An 18102-nucleotide genomic window follows, 5' to 3' on the forward strand; every position below is an offset into this window, starting at 1 on the left:
TTACGCTTGAAACTTTGCCAGCACCCTGATAAGTGCTTCTCTGTGGTTTCCGCCAACCGGAATTTCCGTTTCCCCGACTTCAAGGTCCTGACTTGTGTAGGATTTGATCTTAGTCAGGTTGACGATGTACGACCTGTGTGATCTAAAGAAAACGTCCGCAGGTAATATCTCTTCCAGATGGCTTAACTTCTGATAGGTAATCAACGTTCGTTTTTCGCAGAAAACCCGCACGTAATTGCTGAGCCCCTGGATATATAAAATCTCGTCAAGAAAAACCTGGACCATTTTCATGTCGACTTTCAGGTAGACATACAACGGAGATTTTTCGGGGTGCGTTGGCTTAGTAAGTACTCTATTGACAGCCTTCAGGAATCGCTCTTGAGAAATGGGTTTTAACAAGTAGTCTACAACATTCAACTCATAGCCTTCAAGTGCATACTCTCTATTTGCCGTGGTAATGATAACCTTCGGTGGGTGCTCTAAACTCTTTACAAACGACAATCCATCAAGGTAAGGCATTTCGACGTCCAGGAATATGAGGTCCACCGCCTGCTGCTGGATCAGCTGACTTGCTTCAATTGCATTGAGGCACTTACCAACCAGATTGATTTGATCAAATGGCTCAATATAGCGCTCCAAAATTTCCTGAGCGATTGGCTCATCATCAACTATCAGGCAATTGAGTCTCATATCGTTTTGTGAATAGTTATGTGAACTGTAAAAATATCACCGAGTTTCTTACAGCTTAGCGTATGACTTCCCGGATAAAGCAAGTTGAGCCTCCTTTTTACATTGGCGATTCCTAATCCATTCTTTCCCTCTTTTTTCTGAGTCTCATCAAATACTTTGTTTTGGATGATAAATTCTAATCCACCATCAGAACTCGTAATTCGAATTGATATCCACCCATCTTTTGAGCTTTTATTTACTCCGTGTTTAAAGCTGTTTTCAACAAACGGCAGCAAAATTAGAGGTGGTATTTGGCAAAGCTCTACATCTCCGTTTACCTCAATGTCCGTTTCAAATCTGTTCTCATAGCGTATCTGCTCTAACTCAATATACCTTTCTATCTGATCAATTTCCTTCGATAGAGGCACCAATTCCTTGTCAGCTTCATAAAGAATATAGCTCATAAGCTCAGACAGTTGCATGACCACCTCGGGCGTTCGATCGGATTTTTTAAGTGCCAATCCATACAAAGTATTAAGTGTGTTAAAGAAAAAGTGCGGGTTGATCTGAGACCGCAAGTAGCCCAATTCCGCTTTTATCTTTTCGCTTTCCAACAACTGGGCCCGGCGCTCAGAAGACACCCACCGCTTCATTACCACCAAGCCAATCAGAAAGATCATTGGAGATGTGATGATCATTGACGACTGGAGGAACTTATAGGCTTGAAAAAAATCGCCCTGGCTCCAACCCGGAAAAATGATAGCGTTCAGATAGCAGTAGAAAAAAAGTCGATTGAGCAGGCTGGCTAATAGAATAGTGGCGACAGAGTAGAAAAGGTAACTAGTAATTCTCTTTTTCAGTAAAAACTGTGGCAGGAGCCAGAAATAGTTTAAATAAACCACAACCAGGCGCAGTGGAAGGTAGCCGAGTTCCATGTAGAATGCCTGATCAAACTTATTGTTATACCCACCCTCTACGAACGTGAATATGGCCATGTAAGTGATCCAGAAAAGGAGGTGGAAGTAAACGTCTTTCTTCAAGCTTTTTGATTCAAAAGTAACAAACTCAATCTTTTCTATCCTTTGTGCAGAGAGCCTATACGTAAGATAAATCGGGTTCTGGATTAGGCTAGAGTCAAATCACATAATAACCTGCGCAATTCGAATAATATTTAAAACTCCATCCAGATGAAAAGGTAATTTGAGGTAATGGAAAATAACATCGTATTGATTCATGCCGGCATAGCTGTTCTCTTCGCACTATACCTCTTACTGCGACTCACTATCTCACTTTTTGGGCTTAATAGCCCAGAATACCAGGCAAATATGCGGAGGAAATTTCGCATTGCTGACTATTGTTTTGTCGGGCTCATTTTGGTTTCAGGACTTTATCCCATCATCATCCTTGGCAAGATTGAGCTCTATCATGCGTTAAAAATAATGCTGTTGGGTTTGGTGTTTTGGGCTAGTCGAATTTCTACCATGAATTATGTCGGAGCCTCCTTGTTAGGTCTCCTGTTACTGGCAGCGGCCGGGTATACCTCCTTCACTGATAGTCCAGTTTTTCCAAAAGCCGGGAGCACATTTGAAAAGGATCATCCTGAAGTAGCCACACTATCAAATACTGAAAAAGGACGAGCTATCTTTTCTTCGATCTGTGCAGAATGCCATGGTAACGATGGCAAAAAGGGACTTTTTCATGCCGCTGACCTCACTCTATCAAAGCTTACAACAGAGCAAAAGATTGAAATTATCAAAGAAGGAAGCCCACTCACGGTCATGCGATCTTTTTCGAAGGAATTGTCAGCTGAAGAGATTGAAGCAGTAGTGACATATGTAGAAAAGTATATGGTTGAAAATTGAAAGCTTCGAAAGCAAGCAGTAGCCATTTGTAAACCGCCCCGGAAGAATAGGCCATTGGAATGGTGAGGATCCCAAATCATAGTACCAATAGTTGCTCCGGTTACATATTTCCCCTTTTTACTCTGAGGTGTTTGTGTTTTATTTATCGAAAGGACACTAAGCACCCTGCCTTTGTCCTGAAAAATCCTACAACCAATGAACTACAGACAACTCGGCAAAACTAACTTCAAGATCTCAGAAATCTCCCTTGGCACCTGGCAGGTAGGCGGCAAATGGGGCTCGTCTTTTAACGACGCTGAAGCAGATAAAATCATCAACACGGCTATCGATCAAGGAGTGAACTTCATCGACACCGCAGATGTGTACGAAAATGGCCTGAGTGAAACAGCTGTAGGGCGGGTAGTTCGCTCCCGACCGGAGCGGATTTTCGTAGCCACCAAATGCGGCAGGCAGATAAGCCCACACACCAGCGAAGGCTATCAACCTAAAGTGCTCCAGAAGTTTGTGGAAGATAGCCTGAGACGAACAAGATTGGAGGCGCTGGATCTGATCCAGCTGCATTGTCCTCCTGCTGAGGTCTACTATCGACCGGAAATATTTGAGCTGTTTGACCGGCTGAAAGAGCAGGGGAAAATTCTTAACCTGGGAGTGAGCGTTGAAAAAGTAGAAGAGGCATTAAAAGCAATTGAGTACGACAATGTGGCTACAGTGCAGATCATCTTTAACCTGTTTCGTCAACGGCCTTCAGAGCTGTTTTTCAAAGAAGCCAGGCGAAAGAATGTCGGTATCATCGTTCGGGTACCACTGGCCAGCGGCTTACTTACCGGCACCTACCATGCAAAAACAACTTTCGATTCGGGAGACCACAGAAACTTCAACAGAAATGGTGAAAGGTTCGACAAAGGAGAGACCTTTTCGGGCATTGACTATGACCTTGGCCTGAAAGCTGTTGACGAACTGAAGGCTCTGTTTCCCGGCGTGAGCAACCTGGCACCGGTAGCGCTTAGGTGGATCCTCGGCTTTGAGGAAGTAAGCTGCATCATTCCTGGCGCATCAAAGGTAGAGCAGGTGATTTCTAATTTGTCTACCTACGACACCCCACCGCTTACACCAACGCAGATTGCGGCCATGAACAAAATTTATGAAACATATATCAAAAAAGAGGTGCACCATTTGTGGTGAATACCGTTACCGCCCATTGATAGCCCAGGATTTAAACCCTGGGCTATCAATGGGCTAACTACCAACTTACTTCCAAAAACTCTTCAGAATAACTAACTATTCAATGAGATCTTTCTATACCTGTTCTCTCGCCCTATTGTTAATCGTGGCAAGCTGTTCGAGCCCAAAACCGACTGAGCCACAAGGCGCCAACCCCGCCATCGACAGCCTCTTCGATGCCTACAATCAATTCAAGCTGCGCATTAACCCCATAGAAGCCACCAAGGCAGGTGAATCGGAGTACAACGACAAGGTAGCCAACTTCATTGCCGACGACTACCAGGCAGACCTTTTAGAGAACTACACCAATTTTCTGAAGGCACTTGATCAATACGATTCCACCATGGTAAGTCCGTCGCAATGGATGAGCATGCAGGTGATGGCCTGGGACTGTGACATTAAGCGGGAAGGCCTTACCAACAAAATTGTGACCATGGCATCACCCATCTACAACCTGCCCAACTTTGAACTAATGCCCATCCTTCAAATCCAGTCGCTGCACCTTTACTTTTCCCAGCTGGCTGGGGCACAAAGCGTTCAGCCATTTAACACCGTGCAAGACTATGACAACTGGCTTAGGCGGATCGATGCGTACCTGCCCTTCCTGGATACCGCCATGGTGAAAATGAAAGAGGGAATAGCCACAGGCATTGTACCTCCGAAAGCGCTTATCGAGAAGACGATTCCTCAGTTGGATGGCTTTATCAACGCCGCTCTCGGGGAGCACCTTTATTATGCACCCATCCGAATGATGCCGGAAAGCTTTTCGCCTGAAGACAAAGAGAGGTTGACAACGGCTTACAATAAAATGATAACCGGAAAGCTAGCCCCGAAGTACAAAGAGCTGCAGGATTTTCTGATCGACACCTATTTACCTGCGGGAACAGCGACATCCGGTCTTGGTGCTTTACCCAATGGGTCAGCAACCTATAATTACTTGCTCCGCCTGCACACCACTACTAACATGACTGCCGACGAAATCCATGATCTTGGCAAAAGTGAGGTGCAAAGGATTTTGGCTGAAATGGAGAAAGCCAAAGCCGCTACCGGCTTTGAAGGCGACATGAAGGCCTTTTTTGAGCATGTGCGAACCAGCAAAAGTCAAATGCCATACACCGAACCTGAGCAGGTGATAGCCAGCTTCAACACAATAAGGACACGTGTAGAAGCCAGATTGGGGGAGGTATTTGATCTGAAGCCCAAAGCTACATTTAATGTTCGTCGCACGGAAGCATTCAGAGAGGCTTCGGCCAGTGCAGAGTATGTGCCAGGCAGCAAAGATGCCACCAGGCCAGGTACTTTTTATGTGCCGATACCTGACGTGGAGACCTACAATATTTTTGCTGACGAGGCACTGTTTCTGCATGAAGCAGTTCCCGGCCATCACTACCAGCTTTCTCTTCAGCAGGAAAACACCAGCCTGCCTGAATTTCTGCATCCTGAAAGCCTCGGTGTATTTGTAGAAGGCTGGGCTTTGTACGCCGAATCGCTGGGCAAAGAGCTTGGCCTGTATGACGACCCGTATCAGTACTTCGGCATGCTGAGCATGGAAATGCACCGGGCCATCAGGCTTGTTGTCGACACGGGCATTCATGCCAAAGGCTGGACGAGGGAAGAAGCGATCCAGTATTCGCTCGACAATGAAGCGGAGTCCGAAGCCTCCATCATTGCATCCATTGAGCGGTACATGGCTACCCCGGGACAGGCCGTTTCCTACAAAATAGGCCAGTTAAAGATTCAGGAGTTGAGAAAAAAAGCTGAGGCTTCTCTTGGCGATAAGTTCAGCATCAGGGAGTTTCACAACCAGGTATTGAACACTGGTAGTCTCCCGCTGGTACTGCTGGAAAAGAAAATTAATGGCTGGATCAAAAGTCAGGAAATTTAACAGCACTTATGCGGAGATGATCAGAAAGCTCAACTTCCAGTTTGCGGCGAAAGCCATGATAACATTACCGGCCTTGGTTTTGGTCCGCCACCTGTTAATTATAACAGGGGCTATTCCTTACGAAGCTACCTGGGGCGGGCGGCTGAGCAGCCACGAGGACATGATTCAATTTGAAAGCGTTTCCATCCTCATTAATCTATTCATAGTGGCTATTGTCTCCATCAAGGCGGGCTACTTACGAGTGAAGGTTCCCGCTATTGTGATCACTGCCATACTCTGGCTGCTGGTTCTTGTTTTTGCCATCAATACAGTCGGCAATCTTGTCTCCGCAAGCTTTTGGGAAATGATCATTTTTACACCTTTCACAATTGTCTCGGCCATTTTATGCCTTCGGATGGCACTTGAAAAAGTTGATGAAGCACAAACTTGAACAAGATTGAACATCCTACGAGCTGCACATCTATTATCTTCGGGCTCCGCAAAGTGGAGAAGCTATGCTTAAACAAATAGGAATCCTTTTTCTTCTTTTTTCAGTTCCGCCTCAGATCCTGGCTCAATTACAAACCCCCATCCCACCTCAATTTTCACAATCTGGTGGTTTCTACCAGACACCAGCGCACATCTCTTTGACGGCAGATGACCAGACGTCGATATATTACTCTACCAACGGCGCTGTTCCCGATGAAAACTCGTTCCAGTATTCCGGACCAATTTCGCTTAATGAAACAGGTGCTCTGCGAGCCGTGGCCATTGGCTCAGACGGCACTTCCAGCGAGGTTGTCACTCAAACCTACTTCATTCAGGAGCCCATCAATCTGCCAGTTGTCTCTCTGGTGACCGACCCGGCTCATCTTTTCAGCGATGAGAGTGGTATTTATGTGACAGGAACCAACGGCATTCGTGGCTCATGCGATCCCGTGATAAGGAACCTGAACCAGGACTGGGAGAGACCTGTCAATATTGAGCTCTACGAAATGAACGGACAGCCCGGGCTTAATCAGCAGGCGGGAATACAGATTTTTGGAGGTTGCTCAAGGACTCGCTTTCCTCAGAAGTCATTTTCACTTTTTGCGAGATCTGAATATGGAAAAGGCTCCTTTGATTATCAACTTTTTCCGGACAAGGAGATATATGAATTTGAATCTTTCCTGCTGCGAAGTTCTGCCGACGATCAGGTTCGCACAATGTTCCAGGACGCCTTCACAGCCTATGCACTTCGGGACAATATGGAGCTTGACTATATGGCTTACAGGCCCGTGGCAGTTTTTATCAATGGCCAGTATTGGGGTATTCACAACATCAGAGAAAAAGTGAATGAACATTACTTTGAGGGCAACTTTAATGTTGACCCTGACGAGGTAAATGTCCTTGAAAGAAATGCCAGAATCTCACATGGAGACAGCAGCCAATACACCAAGTTGACTGATTTTCTGTCCGCATCAGATATGGCAAACACAGCTAATTATGAAACAATATCGAAGCTGATAGACATCAACCAATTCATCGACTACGAAATAGCTAATATACATCTGGCGGAAGTGGACTGGCCTGGCAACAATATCAAGTTTTGGAGTGCTCCTAATTCGGCCTACAACAAATGGAGATGGATACTTTTTGACCGGGACCAAACCTTCCAGTTATACAGGGCCAATACCAACGCCCTGGCGCTGGCTACTGCCGACGACGGGCCGAGCTGGCCCAACCCTCCCTGGTCTACACTTCTTTTGAGAAAGCTGTTGGAAAATCCCGACTTCAGGAATAGATTCATCCAAACCTATGCCTGGCACCTGTCAACGACTTTTGACACCCTTAGAGTCAGCCATGTTCTAGACGATTTTAAAGCACGAATTGCTAATGAAATTCCACGCCATATTGCCCGATGGGGTGGGCAGCTTGACCCTGACAAGTCCGAAGAATGGCCCCAACCAACATTCAACTCTGTGGAAGAATGGGAATCAAACGTAGAGAATGTCAGGTCGTTCTTGCCAAAGCGAGAACCTTTTGCAATCGAGCACTTGCAGGAGTACTTCTCTATAGGGGAAAGGTCAGCAATTACTATTGAGACGAATGGAGCCTCGGGTGGGGTCGTCAAGTTATTTGATAAAGTCCTGCCAGAGTTATCTACTGCCAGCTATTTCGATGAGGTAGAATTAAAATTAACAGCCATTGCTAATGACGGTTTTCTATTTTCTCATTGGGAGGTGGAAAATCAAACTATCTCATCTGAGGAGTTGATAATAGCTCCCACCGAAACATCAAACATAGTCGCCCACTTTGTTGAGAACCCTGATGGAAACTTGCCTCTGGTGATCAACGAAATCAACTACCACTCAGCAGATGGCCGTAACTCAGGCGACTGGGTTGAGCTTTACAATCCCAATGACTACAAGCTCAACATCTCTGGATGGAAACTGCAAGATGACAGCGAAGAGAATTTGTTTACCTTTCTGGAGAATACCACTATTGATGGAAAAGGGTATTTGGTGGTTTGTGAATCATTGACCGATTTTGATGTCCTTTTCCCGAAGGTGACCAACAGGCTGGGCGGTCTCGGTTTCAAGTTCAGCAATGGCGGGGAGGTAGTTAAGCTTTTCACTCGGGAAGGCATTTTGGTCGATTCGGTGAGGTATGATGATGAAAGTCCGTGGCCAACCGAAGCAGATGGAGAAGGCTCAACGCTGGAGCTCATCGACCCTGAATATGACAATAACCTGGCCGCCAGCTGGAGAGCTTCGGTAGCCAAGGGGTCTCCGGGCAAATTCAACGATGGCAACATCCTACTAGCCGTTGATCCAGCTGCAATTTCAGGTCAGAAATTCGGTTTCAGTCTCCACCAAAATTACCCCAACCCAACAGTAAATGGCTTGACCACCCTTTCCTATGAAATATCAAAAGGCGGCAAAGTGGTGATCAAGCTTTTTGATGTGGAGGGACGAGAAGTCGATACCATTGTAGACGCCAATCAACAGCCAAATAATTACGAACTGGCATACCGGATCGACCAACTGAATGAAGGGGTTTACTTTGTCATGATGCAGTTCGACAATACCTATGTGCAAGTGAATAGAATGATGGTGAAGAGGTAATTCTCTGCCAGGCTTTGGCCCAAGTGATCTAAAGTTGAACCTTACCCGATCATTGCATTTAGGTCATGTTTTTTAATTTGTGTACAGATACACATTCGACTCAATCCATATGCTCAATACCGGTTTACTGCTGATAGCAACACTCCTCGTTTATAGTTTTGAAACAAGTTTCTTCCTACCCATTAACGCAGGAGGCCGAACTTCGGTGAATGCTATCGTTTTGACCGACATTGGCGAATTCGGGCTGATGAGGAAGGAAAGACCTGGCATTCCGGCTCACTATCACACTGGTATCGATATCAAACGGCCCACCAGAAATTACTTTGATGAGCCGATCTTTCCAGTCAAAGACGGCCTTGTTATCAGCAAGCGAACAGACGGGCCTTACGCTCAACTAATTATTGAACACCAGGATGGAAGGGGCAAGTTTTGGACGCTCTACGAACACATTGCCGGTATTGAGGTAGAGCTGCATCAGCCGGTAAGCCCCGATAGGCCCATAGCACGATTCATGAACAAAATGGAGCTAAATAAATATGGCTGGCAGTTCGACCACTTTCACTTTGAAGTATTAAAGACCCGGCCATTAGCTTTGAAGCCGGATAGTACTAAACCAGAAAGATATTTCTATTCCTACACGCTGACGTGTTACACGAGGGACGATTTAAGAAAGCATTTTCATCACCCAATGGAGTTTTTGAAAGAGCGGCTGTAACCCAACGCCAGTTGCATCACGTAATTTGCTCCTGCGACTTGAACAGTGGGTTAACCATTGAACAATCTGGAGCCGAAAAGTCCATCATTTTTGCTAGTTTTAATCAGCACCCAAAATCAAGCAGCTCTCAATGATGACAAAACATACCTCTCTACTGCTATTCTTTTTTGTTTTTTGTTTCAACATCAATACCCGTACTGAAGCACATCCCCGACATTCCGACCCCGTGCTGGCTGAGTTAAACGATTACCTTATGGCCATACAACTCTTGAGGATTGACGACCCTGCTGCGGCAAGGTTATTCAATATCTGGAATGAGCTAAGGGTGGCGTCGTGGAAGATTCGGGAGCTGACCGATGAGCAAAACTTGCTAATGGTAGACAGTAAGGTAATGAAGCAAATAGGCGTAACCAGAGCTAAACAAAGGCAGCTTTTGGAAGAGTGTCGAGCCTACTTTGCCGGAATGGCCCGTAAAGGCCCTTCGTTAAATGTGGTGGTAGACCAATCGATCAAAAGCTCGTCGGAAGCACCGGTAGCAAATGTGCAAGTTGGGCATTTCAAAGTAGTGGTTATCGAAATTGAAAATCGACGAAGCGTGGCCACAGAACTAGTCATGAAAGCCGATTTGAGCGATGAGGTATTGTTTTGGAATAAGACCATCGCCCTGGCTCCGGAGTCAATTGGCTACACCTTTGCCGTTTGCACGCCGCTCACTGAGAAGGCATTGACTCAAACCATCCAAATGAGCGACAGTCTTGGAAACAAGGCGTCAGCCACCATACGGATGCAGGGTATCCCCATGCAGGATCCTCCATTTTCGCTACTCCCTGCCAACAATGCGTACAAGGTAGTGCTGCCAGCGCCTGGGCGATCACCTGTCAAAAGGGATGCTCCATTTAAAGAGGGAATCAAATTCAACGTTACCGACAAACTCACCGGCAAACCCCTTGCTTCCCGCATAGAGGTGAAAGATGCGGCGAACAAAAGCTATTGGACACCCATTAAAGGGCCCTCCTATGCCGTAGGCAGGAACGAAAACGATGGCTGGAGATCCATTTTTTGGGACTATCAGCCAGGCCCTTACTTCTATATCGATGGCGAAGCGGAATTGGGAGTAAGCGCTGTTGGCAAAACAGCTACTATTTACCATGGATTTGAGTACAAACCTGTTACGGTGAAGGTTCCCGAAAATGGCGTTGTAGATGTTGCCATGGAGCGATGGATCAACATGCCAGCGCTGAGTTGGTACTCCGGCCAAACGCATATCCATACCACCGACGTGGGCATACCGGTTCAGTTCAGCCAATACTGGCCTTTGATTTCCAAAAGCGAAGGCCTCAATGTATCGGCTATCCTCACATTGAAAGGTGAGTGGGAAACACACGCCATTTATGCCAACGAATTTCCCATGGGCGAAAGAAAGGCTTTTAGTACATCAGAGCATTTGATCACCTATGGAGAAGAGTTTCGAAACAACCCCTATGGTCATCTCGCCTTTCTGGGGCTGAATGAGCTGATACAACCCATTAGTTCCGGTGCTGTAGGTGAGTTGGGTGGCCCCGACTACCCACCCAATTCTTATATTTTGGATGAGGCCATTGAACAGGGCGCTACTACCATCGCTGCCCATTTTGGAAACTTCAAAGGCACAGACCAAATCAAAACGCCATGGCCCTCCTCGGGATTTGAGATGCCGGTTGATATTGCTTTGGGCAAGATCCAAATGGCCGAAATAGCCGGCAACGGTGGGCAGCTGGACATCTGGTACGACATCCTCAATTGTGGCTTCAGGATACCCGCCACCGCCGGCCCCGACTGGATCATCAAAGACACGCCAAGAGTGTATGTGAACCTGGAAGACAAGCCTTTTACGTTGGACAACTGGCGTGCAGGCCTACAGCAGGGGAAAAGCTTCATTACCAACGGGCCTATGCTCTTTTTCACGGTAAACGGCCGGCAGCCGGGGAGTGTGTTGAAGACAGGCAAAACGCCCGCAACCTTTGAGGTTATGGCAGAGGCGCTCACTCCTAAAGGAAAGGTGCCGGTGGAGATTGTATTCAACGGCAAAATGATTACCAACACTACTGATAAGCTCACTAAGATTACGCTGGAAGACTCGGGCTGGTTGGCCATCAGGTGTGGAGGAGCTCACTCAAATCCGGTGTATGTAGACTTTGAAGGCAGAGCCGCTGGCTACGCCGAACCAGCACAAAGATTCATTGCCATCATCGACCGGCTTTCCGAATGGGTAGAAACAAAAGGTCTTTTCTATGAAGCCGACCAAAAGAAGCTAGTGCTCGAAGAGCTCAATAAGGGAAAGGCAGTATATGTGAAAATAATTGAGCAGGCGGAGAGCCTGGGAAGGAAGATAGAGTAGGCTCCAGCCTGAGGAACACAAGCTTCCTCTCACTAAGATTACCTGCAAACACTCTGCCCAGTCATTGGGAAATTGGGCGATGCACCTGCAAGAGATGTACACGAAAGCTTTATGCTGTATCCGGTCACATTACCTTAATCCATTCAATTCTGCCAAAAGAGAAGCCCTGGTGCCAGACCGTCGATTATTTGATAACTGGATGGGCCTGATGATGGATAAACCAATTAAAAAACCAAAATTAGGGTGTTGAAACAAATTATACTCTCATGAAAAGAAGACTCTTCCTCAAAAATACTGCACTAGCTGCCTCCTCTATCGCTTTCTTGTCCTCTTCCTCCTGGGCCAGGGTCAAGATCGACCGGCTCAGAACTGCCCATATTGGCGTGGGTGGTATGGGTGGCGAAGACCTCAAGTCCATCTCATCGCACAAGCTGGTAGACGTAACTGCCCTTTGCGATGTAGACGCCAACAACCTGGCGGCGGCCAATAAACTCCATAAAGGGGCCAAAGTATTTACGGACTACCGAAAGCTGTTTGACGAAATAGGCAAAAGTATCGATGCGGTGATCGTTTCAACGCCTGACCATACCCATGCGCCCGCCTCCATACTGGCCATGCAAATGGGCAAGCCCGTGTATTGCCAAAAGCCCCTGACTCACCACGTGTCTGAGGCCAGGGCTATGCGCAAAATGGCTGAAGACAACAAGCTGATCACCCAAATGGGCATACAGATTCACTCGTGGAACCAGTACCGGGGCACTGTTGACCTGATCCAGTCAGGCATTATTGGGAAAGTGCAGACCGTGAGGGCGTGGTCCAACAAAAACTGGGGCTTCGACGGCCCTGCACCTACAGGTAGCGACCCTGTGCCAACCACACTGGACTGGAATCTGTGGCTGGGAACTGCGCCTGAAAGAGCTTACAAAGAGGGCTATTATCACCCTGGCAACTGGAGAAAAATACTTGACTTTGGCTGCGGCACCCTGGGCGATATGGGCGTTCATATTTTCGACACCCCCTACACTGCCCTGGCGCTGGACGTGCCTAAGACCATTACCACAAGTTGCCGAAAGCCAACAGGCTTTGGCCACCCCGAAAAGAACGTAGTAACCTACGAATTTCCAGCTACGAAATTCACCACTGAGAACTTCAAGTGGGTGTGGTACGACGGCGTAGATGCGCCTGACAGTCATGAAGAGCTGGCAATGCCGGGTGCCGATAAACTTCCGGATCAGGGTGCCATGTTTATTGGTGAAAAGGGAAGACTACTTCTGCCGCATATCGACTACCCAAAACTGATTGTTGACGGTAAATACGAAAAGGTGGACTTCCCCGATCTGCCGAAAGCCGATCACTATCACCAATTCGTGGACGCCTGCTTGGGCAAGGACAAAACCAGTGCGCCATTCTCATATGCGGCCCGATTAACGGAGGCCATCCTTTTGGGAGTTGTTGCCAATCGATTCCCAAATGAGACCTTGCATTGGAACAATGGAACGCAGCAATTCGATGAAGCAAGGGCCAATAAGCTCCTGGAAGCACCTTACAGGAAGTTTTAGGTTGTGACAATTTTGGCAAGTCCATCCTTGTGACCCAACTGTCATGAGGATGGATTTTTAGTTTTATCTTTCGCACACAATTTCATGATGGAAGTCAGCCAGCAAGAAAACTGATTCTTTGATATAAGGGCTTGTTTGTCGCAACGCAAATAAGTTCCTCCTCTCTATGACTACCTTTTTAACTCCCCTAAGACAAATCGTTCATCGACACGATCTTCAAATCCTCCCTTCTCGGCTGCTTCAACGGTGCGTTTTTGCCTCGATCATACGCATAGCCTTTCTCTCCCAGCGGCCATAGCATCGGCGCCAGAAAAAGCAAACTTGCCTTGTAGCCCTGCATAATGGCACCCTCGTTCCCGGTAGCTTTGGAAAGCTTGGCTTCATTTTCCATCTCATAAGGGCCATTGAAACCCCTTTCATTCAGCACATCCACAAACTTCCGCCAGTCCATGCTGTCGGAGCCACCAAAGCCCGGCACCATGGCTTCGTAATTGTGACGGTCCCAGCTATGGGCTGGAACAGGAACCCCAGCCCTGGCAGCAAGTTCTTTGTTCACAGCCTGCATCGGATACATCGCCCCCCAATGCGTACGGGTGGCATTGTCAAGGTTTCTGGTAGCTTTTACATGGAGGCGATGAAGCCGGGTGATGTCCATCGCTTTGATTACTTCTGCTGGGTCAATGTTCTGCCACACGTCGTGCGAAGGGTCATAGATTTCGCCATGCGCTTTGCTGGGAATCAGCTCGTACATCAGCTTGCGGGCAGCGAGCACGCCAGGCAGGTTGTTGAAGGTAGTGGTAAATCCCTCCGACTTCCAGCCTTCCATGGGGCAGTTTTCGTAGAGGATGGTCACTCCCAAATCCTCCGCATACTTCACGATGGGGCTGAAAATCCGGGCATACTCATCCAGGTTTTTCTGGAAGCCACCTTCAGTATTCCCCATTTCATGATTGTAGCCAACGAAGGTGCCCACTTTCACATCGTTTTCGTCGCCACCCAGCAAGTGGGCAATGCGGATCAGTTTGAGAAGGTGATTTTGGTTATTCACCCTTTCTGCTTCGTCTCCTCCTATCAGGTTTTCAAAAGCTCCGATAGACAGCTTCAATTGATGGGTATTGAACAGGTCAATGATGCGGCTGGCTTCCTCAGTCCCAAAGTTTTCGTAGTCCAAATGAGTAGCCACATGGTCCTGGCGGGTGCCGTCTCTTCGAAACACGCAGAGGTCGAGGCCCTGCACGCCTACTTCTTTAGCTCTTTCAATGATTTGCTCCAGCTTCAGGTAATCGAAGGCGGACGTCATAAACCAGAGTTGATTGTTCATAGGATTCAATTGTTGGTGAGTGGTCTTGGCTTTGAGTAGTTGCGTGTGTTAGTACCTATTTTGCGAGTAAAAATCCTAACTCCTCACAAGTTTTGCTCGGCACAAATTCAGTCAATTCATAATCCGCCAACTCATTTTTCTTGAAAGGGTCTTTTTCTATAATTTTTTCCAATTCCGATTTACTGCCAACTTTGCATAATATTATTCCACCGGTTCTTGGAATTTTTCGGCCAGAAGCCAGGAAATTTCCCAATTCATATTGTTCATTCAGAAATTCAATATGTTCGTCTAAAAATTGGTCAATGCTGGCCAATTCAGTTTTGTAGGTCAGGTTCACAATGAACATTAGGCTATTCTCTCCTTGTTTTTAATTCACTTTTCAGTTCTGTTGTGGGCGACACACAACTGTTAGCTAAAGTAACCAACAGGCCAGTAAATCAAAAGGCTTCCTCGCTCAGTGGTTGATCATTCATGTCTCAGCACATCTGCCGGATTCGTTGCAGCGCTGCTGATCGACTGGTACAAAATGGTGGTGAGCGTAATGCCAAGGGTAAGCAATGCCACTGCCGCTAGCATGATCGGCTGAACTGTGATGCGATAGGCATATTCTTCCAACCATAAATTCATTAGCCAATAGCCCACCGGCAGACCAAGGATATTGGCCATTATGACCCAGCCAAGAAATCTTTTCGAAAACGCAAAAACGATCTGCTGCATGGTCGCCCCCAACACTTTTCGCAAGCCTATTTCTTTACGCATTTGTGCCGCCACAAAAGAGGCCAGCCCAAACAACCCGATACAGGAAATCAGAATGGCTATCACCGAGAATGATGTAAATAGCTGACTTACTTGTGCTTCTTTTTCGTACACTTCATTGAACTCCTGATCAAGAAACGAATAGTCGAAAGGCTGGTTCGGCACGGCCTCCTCCCAAATGGTTTGCAAGCTGGCCAGCGATGCTTGCAAGTCGGCGCCGGATATTCTGGCTATCAGATTGCTGCCACGACGTGGGCTCAGAGAAATCACCTGTGGCCCGATCTCTGCATTCATTTTTTGGAAGTGATAGTTCTTCACCACGCCTACGATCTTTCCTTCATTTTGCCACAACCTGAACCTTTCACCCACCAGCTCTTCCGCTGATCGCCCAATCAGCTTTGCCATGGCCTCGTTGATCACAACATTCATAGTGTCAGTTGAGAACTCCCTTGAATGTGGCCTTCCAGCCAATAGGTCAATGCCAAGTGTTTCAAGAAAACTATAGCCCGTGTTAATGAAATACACATTCACATCCATTTCAGGGTCTTTGCCCTCCCAGTCCATATTTCCCGTTGAATAACCACCATCGATGGGCACCTGATCCGCTACCGTCAGACTAATGATATCAGGAAAGCGAGCTGCCCCGGCCTCAAGCGCTTTGTAGGCAGCTCTTGGGTCGCCTTTCACTTCCAGGTAAATCACATTCTCCAGCTTATACCCGAGGTCTTTGTTTTTCATAAAGGAAAGCTGCCGGTTCACTACAATCGTAGAAAGGATAAGCACAGTAGAAAGGGTAAACTGAAGAATGACGAGCACTTTTCGGAACAAACCTCCCTGCAACTTCACCGTTCCTTTGAGCACTTCCACCGGCTTGAAAGACGAAAGGTAAAATGCAGGGTAAATACCGGCAAAAAGGCCTGTCAACCCAACAATCGCAGCCAGGCCGATAGCAAACGTAGCATCTACATCTGTCCAAAGCAGTTGTTTGCCCGAGGCCAGATTGAACCAAGGCAACAAAACAGCGGCAAGGGCAATGGCTACTATAGAGGAAACCAGCGCCAGCACCAATGACTCCATCAGGTATTGCCCGATCAGCTGGTTTCTCATAGCGCCTATCGACTTCCTCACTCCTATTTCTTTGGCACGTTTCATCGCCCGTGCGGTAGCCAGGTTAGTAAAGTTGATACAGGCAATGAGCAGGATGAATATAGCCGCCACCACAAATATTCTTAAATAGGTTTTGGGATCGTTCTTTCCATTGAGTGCTGTGAGGTGCAGGTCTGAAAAGGGCAAGAGATACAATTCCACGTTCGACCCTTCATTTTGGGTTTTCACCTCGTCAATGAATGTGCTGGCCAATGCTTGAGCGTTTGTTCCTGAGGTGAGCTTAACGTAGGTTCGTAAGGCATTGGAACCCCAGTCTGTTTCTATCCAGCTACCCCAGCGGTCGGCAAGAAAGTGGAAAGGAACCACGGCATGAAACTGCAGACCTGACTGACGGGGAGGGTTTTCTACCACGCCACTTACAGCCACATTCCACTTGTCGTCGAGGCGAATTGCCTGGCCAACCACATCTTGCAGCTCCCAGTCGCTACCAAAGTACTTGACGGCCAGGTCTCTGGTGATAACGATAGAAGACGGATCGGTGAGAAGTGTTTCCCTTTTTCCTCTCAAAACCGGAAAGGAAAAAACATCAAAGAAGCTCTGATCGGTCATGTACACCTGGTCTTCATTTACCAGCAAGTCTCCCACCTTCACATTGAAGGTAGCCCAGGTAAAACGAACCGCATGCTCAATTTCCGGGTATTTTTCCTGTAGTGTTGGCGCCAGCGGGCCAGGTGTGACGTAGGAGTAAAAACTCTGACTGCTGTTTGTGTATGCCTGATGCTCATACACGTAATAGATACTTTCGATCTCTTCATGAAACTGATCAAAAGAGAGCTCGTCCTTCACCCACAAAAAGATAAAAAGTACGGTTGTCAACCCGACTGAAAGGCCGAGGATGTTGACAATGGAAAAAAGCCGGTCTCTGCGAAGAACCCGCAATGCGATAGTGAAGTAGTTTTTGACCATGACAGGATTGAGTTTTACGGGTTACTCAATTTTCTGCTTGTGGTTACATCTCAGTCAATTTCCTTCTTTTGATAAACGATATCCTCCTCTTCTTTCGTCATTTTCAACTGTTTGCTTATGCGGCGCATTTCTGGTCGAACCTGCGCAAAAATGATCAGCATGCCCAGGTAAAGCAGTACGAAGAATGTCATCCGGGTAAGGTACAGACCAGCTACAGCCATGATGGTGGCCGCTTCCATGCAGCTATACTGAACAACGGATGCATGAAGAAACAAGTCAAGCCTGTCACGAAGCGAGGTCAGTGACTTCAGAGGCTGAATTTCCTGTTTGTAAAGTCGCATCCCCAGTACCACATTGCCGAAAGCAAACACAGCCAGTATAGCCGTGATTGTCGCATTCAGCTCCGCACCAAGCGGGGGTGTTAGTTCGCCTTCCTGCATTTGGAGGTATACAATAATAAACGGCACCATCGGAACCGCTGCAAGCAAGTAAAAAATGAGCGACAGCTTGAAGTAATACTGATCGGCGGTTTTATAACTAAAGGGCTTAATCCGTGGAAGGTTCATAATCATGATTTG

Annotated in this window: 14 protein-coding genes; 8 read left to right on the forward strand and 6 right to left on the reverse strand. The window is 47.1% G+C overall.

The genetic code is table 11. The features are described from left to right. Together RIG68_RS27540 and RIG68_RS27545 are read right to left on the reverse strand one after the other, a co-directional pair. Positions 1–690: a LytR/AlgR family response regulator transcription factor gene (locus RIG68_RS27540; RefSeq protein ID WP_350130082.1), complete on the reverse strand. Its 690-nt coding sequence runs from the start codon at positions 688–690 to the stop codon at positions 1–3. Continuing rightward, positions 687–1709 carry a sensor histidine kinase gene (locus RIG68_RS27545; RefSeq protein WP_350130084.1) on the reverse strand — a complete coding sequence of 341 codons (1023 nt, stop codon included), beginning with the start codon at positions 1707–1709 and terminating at the stop codon, positions 687–689. Before RIG68_RS27545 ends, RIG68_RS27540 begins: the two co-directional genes overlap by 4 nt. Before the next feature lie 168 nt (positions 1710–1877). Between RIG68_RS27545 and RIG68_RS27550 the strand changes: the two genes are divergently transcribed. From RIG68_RS27550 to RIG68_RS27585, 8 genes are all read left to right on the forward strand, one after another. Continuing rightward, the gene (locus tag RIG68_RS27550; RefSeq protein WP_350130086.1) at positions 1878–2531 is read left to right on the forward strand and encodes a c-type cytochrome; all 654 of its coding nucleotides are present in this window, start codon (positions 1878–1880) and stop codon (positions 2529–2531) included. A 195-nt stretch (positions 2532–2726) separates the two neighbouring features. Then, the gene (locus RIG68_RS27555; protein ID WP_350130088.1) at positions 2727–3713 is read left to right on the forward strand and encodes an aldo/keto reductase; all 987 of its coding nucleotides are present in this window, start codon (positions 2727–2729) and stop codon (positions 3711–3713) included. A 103-nt stretch (positions 3714–3816) separates the two neighbouring features. Continuing rightward, entirely contained in the window at positions 3817–5637 is a 1821-nt protein-coding gene (locus tag RIG68_RS27560; RefSeq protein ID WP_350130090.1) for a DUF885 domain-containing protein, read from the forward strand. Then, positions 5609–6067: a hypothetical protein gene (locus RIG68_RS27565; RefSeq protein WP_350130092.1), complete on the forward strand. Its 459-nt coding sequence runs from the start codon at positions 5609–5611 to the stop codon at positions 6065–6067. Before RIG68_RS27560 ends, RIG68_RS27565 begins: the two co-directional genes overlap by 29 nt. 64 nt (positions 6068–6131) lie before the next feature. Next, complete coding sequence (locus RIG68_RS27570; protein ID WP_350130094.1) at positions 6132–8723, forward strand: CotH kinase family protein; 2592 nt, start codon at positions 6132–6134, stop codon at positions 8721–8723. 79 nt (positions 8724–8802) lie between these two features. Next, positions 8803–9438: a M23 family metallopeptidase gene (locus tag RIG68_RS27575; RefSeq protein WP_350130096.1), complete on the forward strand. Its 636-nt coding sequence runs from the start codon at positions 8803–8805 to the stop codon at positions 9436–9438. A gap of 253 nt (positions 9439–9691) precedes the next feature. Further along, positions 9692–11815 (forward strand): CehA/McbA family metallohydrolase, encoded by a 2124-nt coding sequence (locus RIG68_RS27580; protein WP_350130098.1) that lies wholly within the window; start codon positions 9692–9694, stop codon positions 11813–11815. A gap of 266 nt (positions 11816–12081) precedes the next feature. Next, positions 12082–13374 (forward strand): Gfo/Idh/MocA family protein, encoded by a 1293-nt coding sequence (locus RIG68_RS27585; protein ID WP_350130100.1) that lies wholly within the window; start codon positions 12082–12084, stop codon positions 13372–13374. A 187-nt stretch (positions 13375–13561) separates the two neighbouring features. Here the strand turns inward: RIG68_RS27585 and RIG68_RS27590 are convergent, their stop codons facing one another. The 4 genes from RIG68_RS27590 to RIG68_RS27605 all read right to left on the reverse strand — a co-directional run bounded on the left by RIG68_RS27590 (position 13562) and on the right by RIG68_RS27605 (position 18090). Further along, entirely contained in the window at positions 13562–14695 is a 1134-nt protein-coding gene (locus tag RIG68_RS27590) for a sugar phosphate isomerase/epimerase family protein (protein WP_350130102.1), read from the reverse strand. A gap of 55 nt (positions 14696–14750) precedes the next feature. Next, positions 14751–15041: a YciI family protein gene (locus RIG68_RS27595; RefSeq protein WP_350130104.1), complete on the reverse strand. Its 291-nt coding sequence runs from the start codon at positions 15039–15041 to the stop codon at positions 14751–14753. Positions 15042–15160: 119 nt separating this feature from the next. Then, on the reverse strand, positions 15161–17524 hold the full coding sequence (locus RIG68_RS27600) for an ABC transporter permease (RefSeq protein ID WP_350130106.1): 2364 nt from the start codon (positions 17522–17524) through the stop codon (positions 15161–15163). A gap of 50 nt (positions 17525–17574) precedes the next feature. Beyond that, positions 17575–18090: a hypothetical protein gene (locus tag RIG68_RS27605; RefSeq protein WP_350077364.1), complete on the reverse strand. Its 516-nt coding sequence runs from the start codon at positions 18088–18090 to the stop codon at positions 17575–17577. Positions 18091–18102 lie beyond the last annotated feature (12 nt).

Origin of the sequence: Imperialibacter sp. (assembly GCF_040222385.1) — a bacterium.
Classification (GTDB): domain Bacteria; phylum Bacteroidota; class Bacteroidia; order Cytophagales; family Cyclobacteriaceae; genus Imperialibacter.

Bases quoted from the DNA above. Each gene is read 5' to 3' on its own strand.
- RIG68_RS27540 (WP_350130082.1), bottom strand. From the start codon at position 690: ATGAGACTCAATTGCCTGATAGTTGATGATGAGCCAATCGCTCAGGAA.
- RIG68_RS27550 (WP_350130086.1), top strand. From the start codon at position 1,878: ATGGAAAATAACATCGTATTGATTCATGCCGGCATAGCTGTTCTCTTC.
- RIG68_RS27555 (WP_350130088.1), top strand. From the start codon at position 2,727: ATGAACTACAGACAACTCGGCAAAACTAACTTCAAGATCTCAGAAATC.
- RIG68_RS27560 (WP_350130090.1), top strand. From the start codon at position 3,817: ATGAGATCTTTCTATACCTGTTCTCTCGCCCTATTGTTAATCGTGGCA.
- RIG68_RS27565 (WP_350130092.1), top strand. From the start codon at position 5,609: ATGGCTGGATCAAAAGTCAGGAAATTTAACAGCACTTATGCGGAGATG.
- RIG68_RS27570 (WP_350130094.1), top strand. From the start codon at position 6,132: ATGCTTAAACAAATAGGAATCCTTTTTCTTCTTTTTTCAGTTCCGCCT.
- RIG68_RS27580 (WP_350130098.1), top strand. From the start codon at position 9,692: ATGGCCATACAACTCTTGAGGATTGACGACCCTGCTGCGGCAAGGTTA.
- RIG68_RS27585 (WP_350130100.1), top strand. From the start codon at position 12,082: ATGAAAAGAAGACTCTTCCTCAAAAATACTGCACTAGCTGCCTCCTCT.
- RIG68_RS27590 (WP_350130102.1), bottom strand. From the start codon at position 14,695: ATGAACAATCAACTCTGGTTTATGACGTCCGCCTTCGATTACCTGAAG.
- RIG68_RS27595 (WP_350130104.1), bottom strand. From the start codon at position 15,041: ATGTTCATTGTGAACCTGACCTACAAAACTGAATTGGCCAGCATTGAC.
- RIG68_RS27600 (WP_350130106.1), bottom strand. From the start codon at position 17,524: ATGGTCAAAAACTACTTCACTATCGCATTGCGGGTTCTTCGCAGAGAC.
- RIG68_RS27605 (WP_350077364.1), bottom strand. From the start codon at position 18,090: ATGAACCTTCCACGGATTAAGCCCTTTAGTTATAAAACCGCCGATCAG.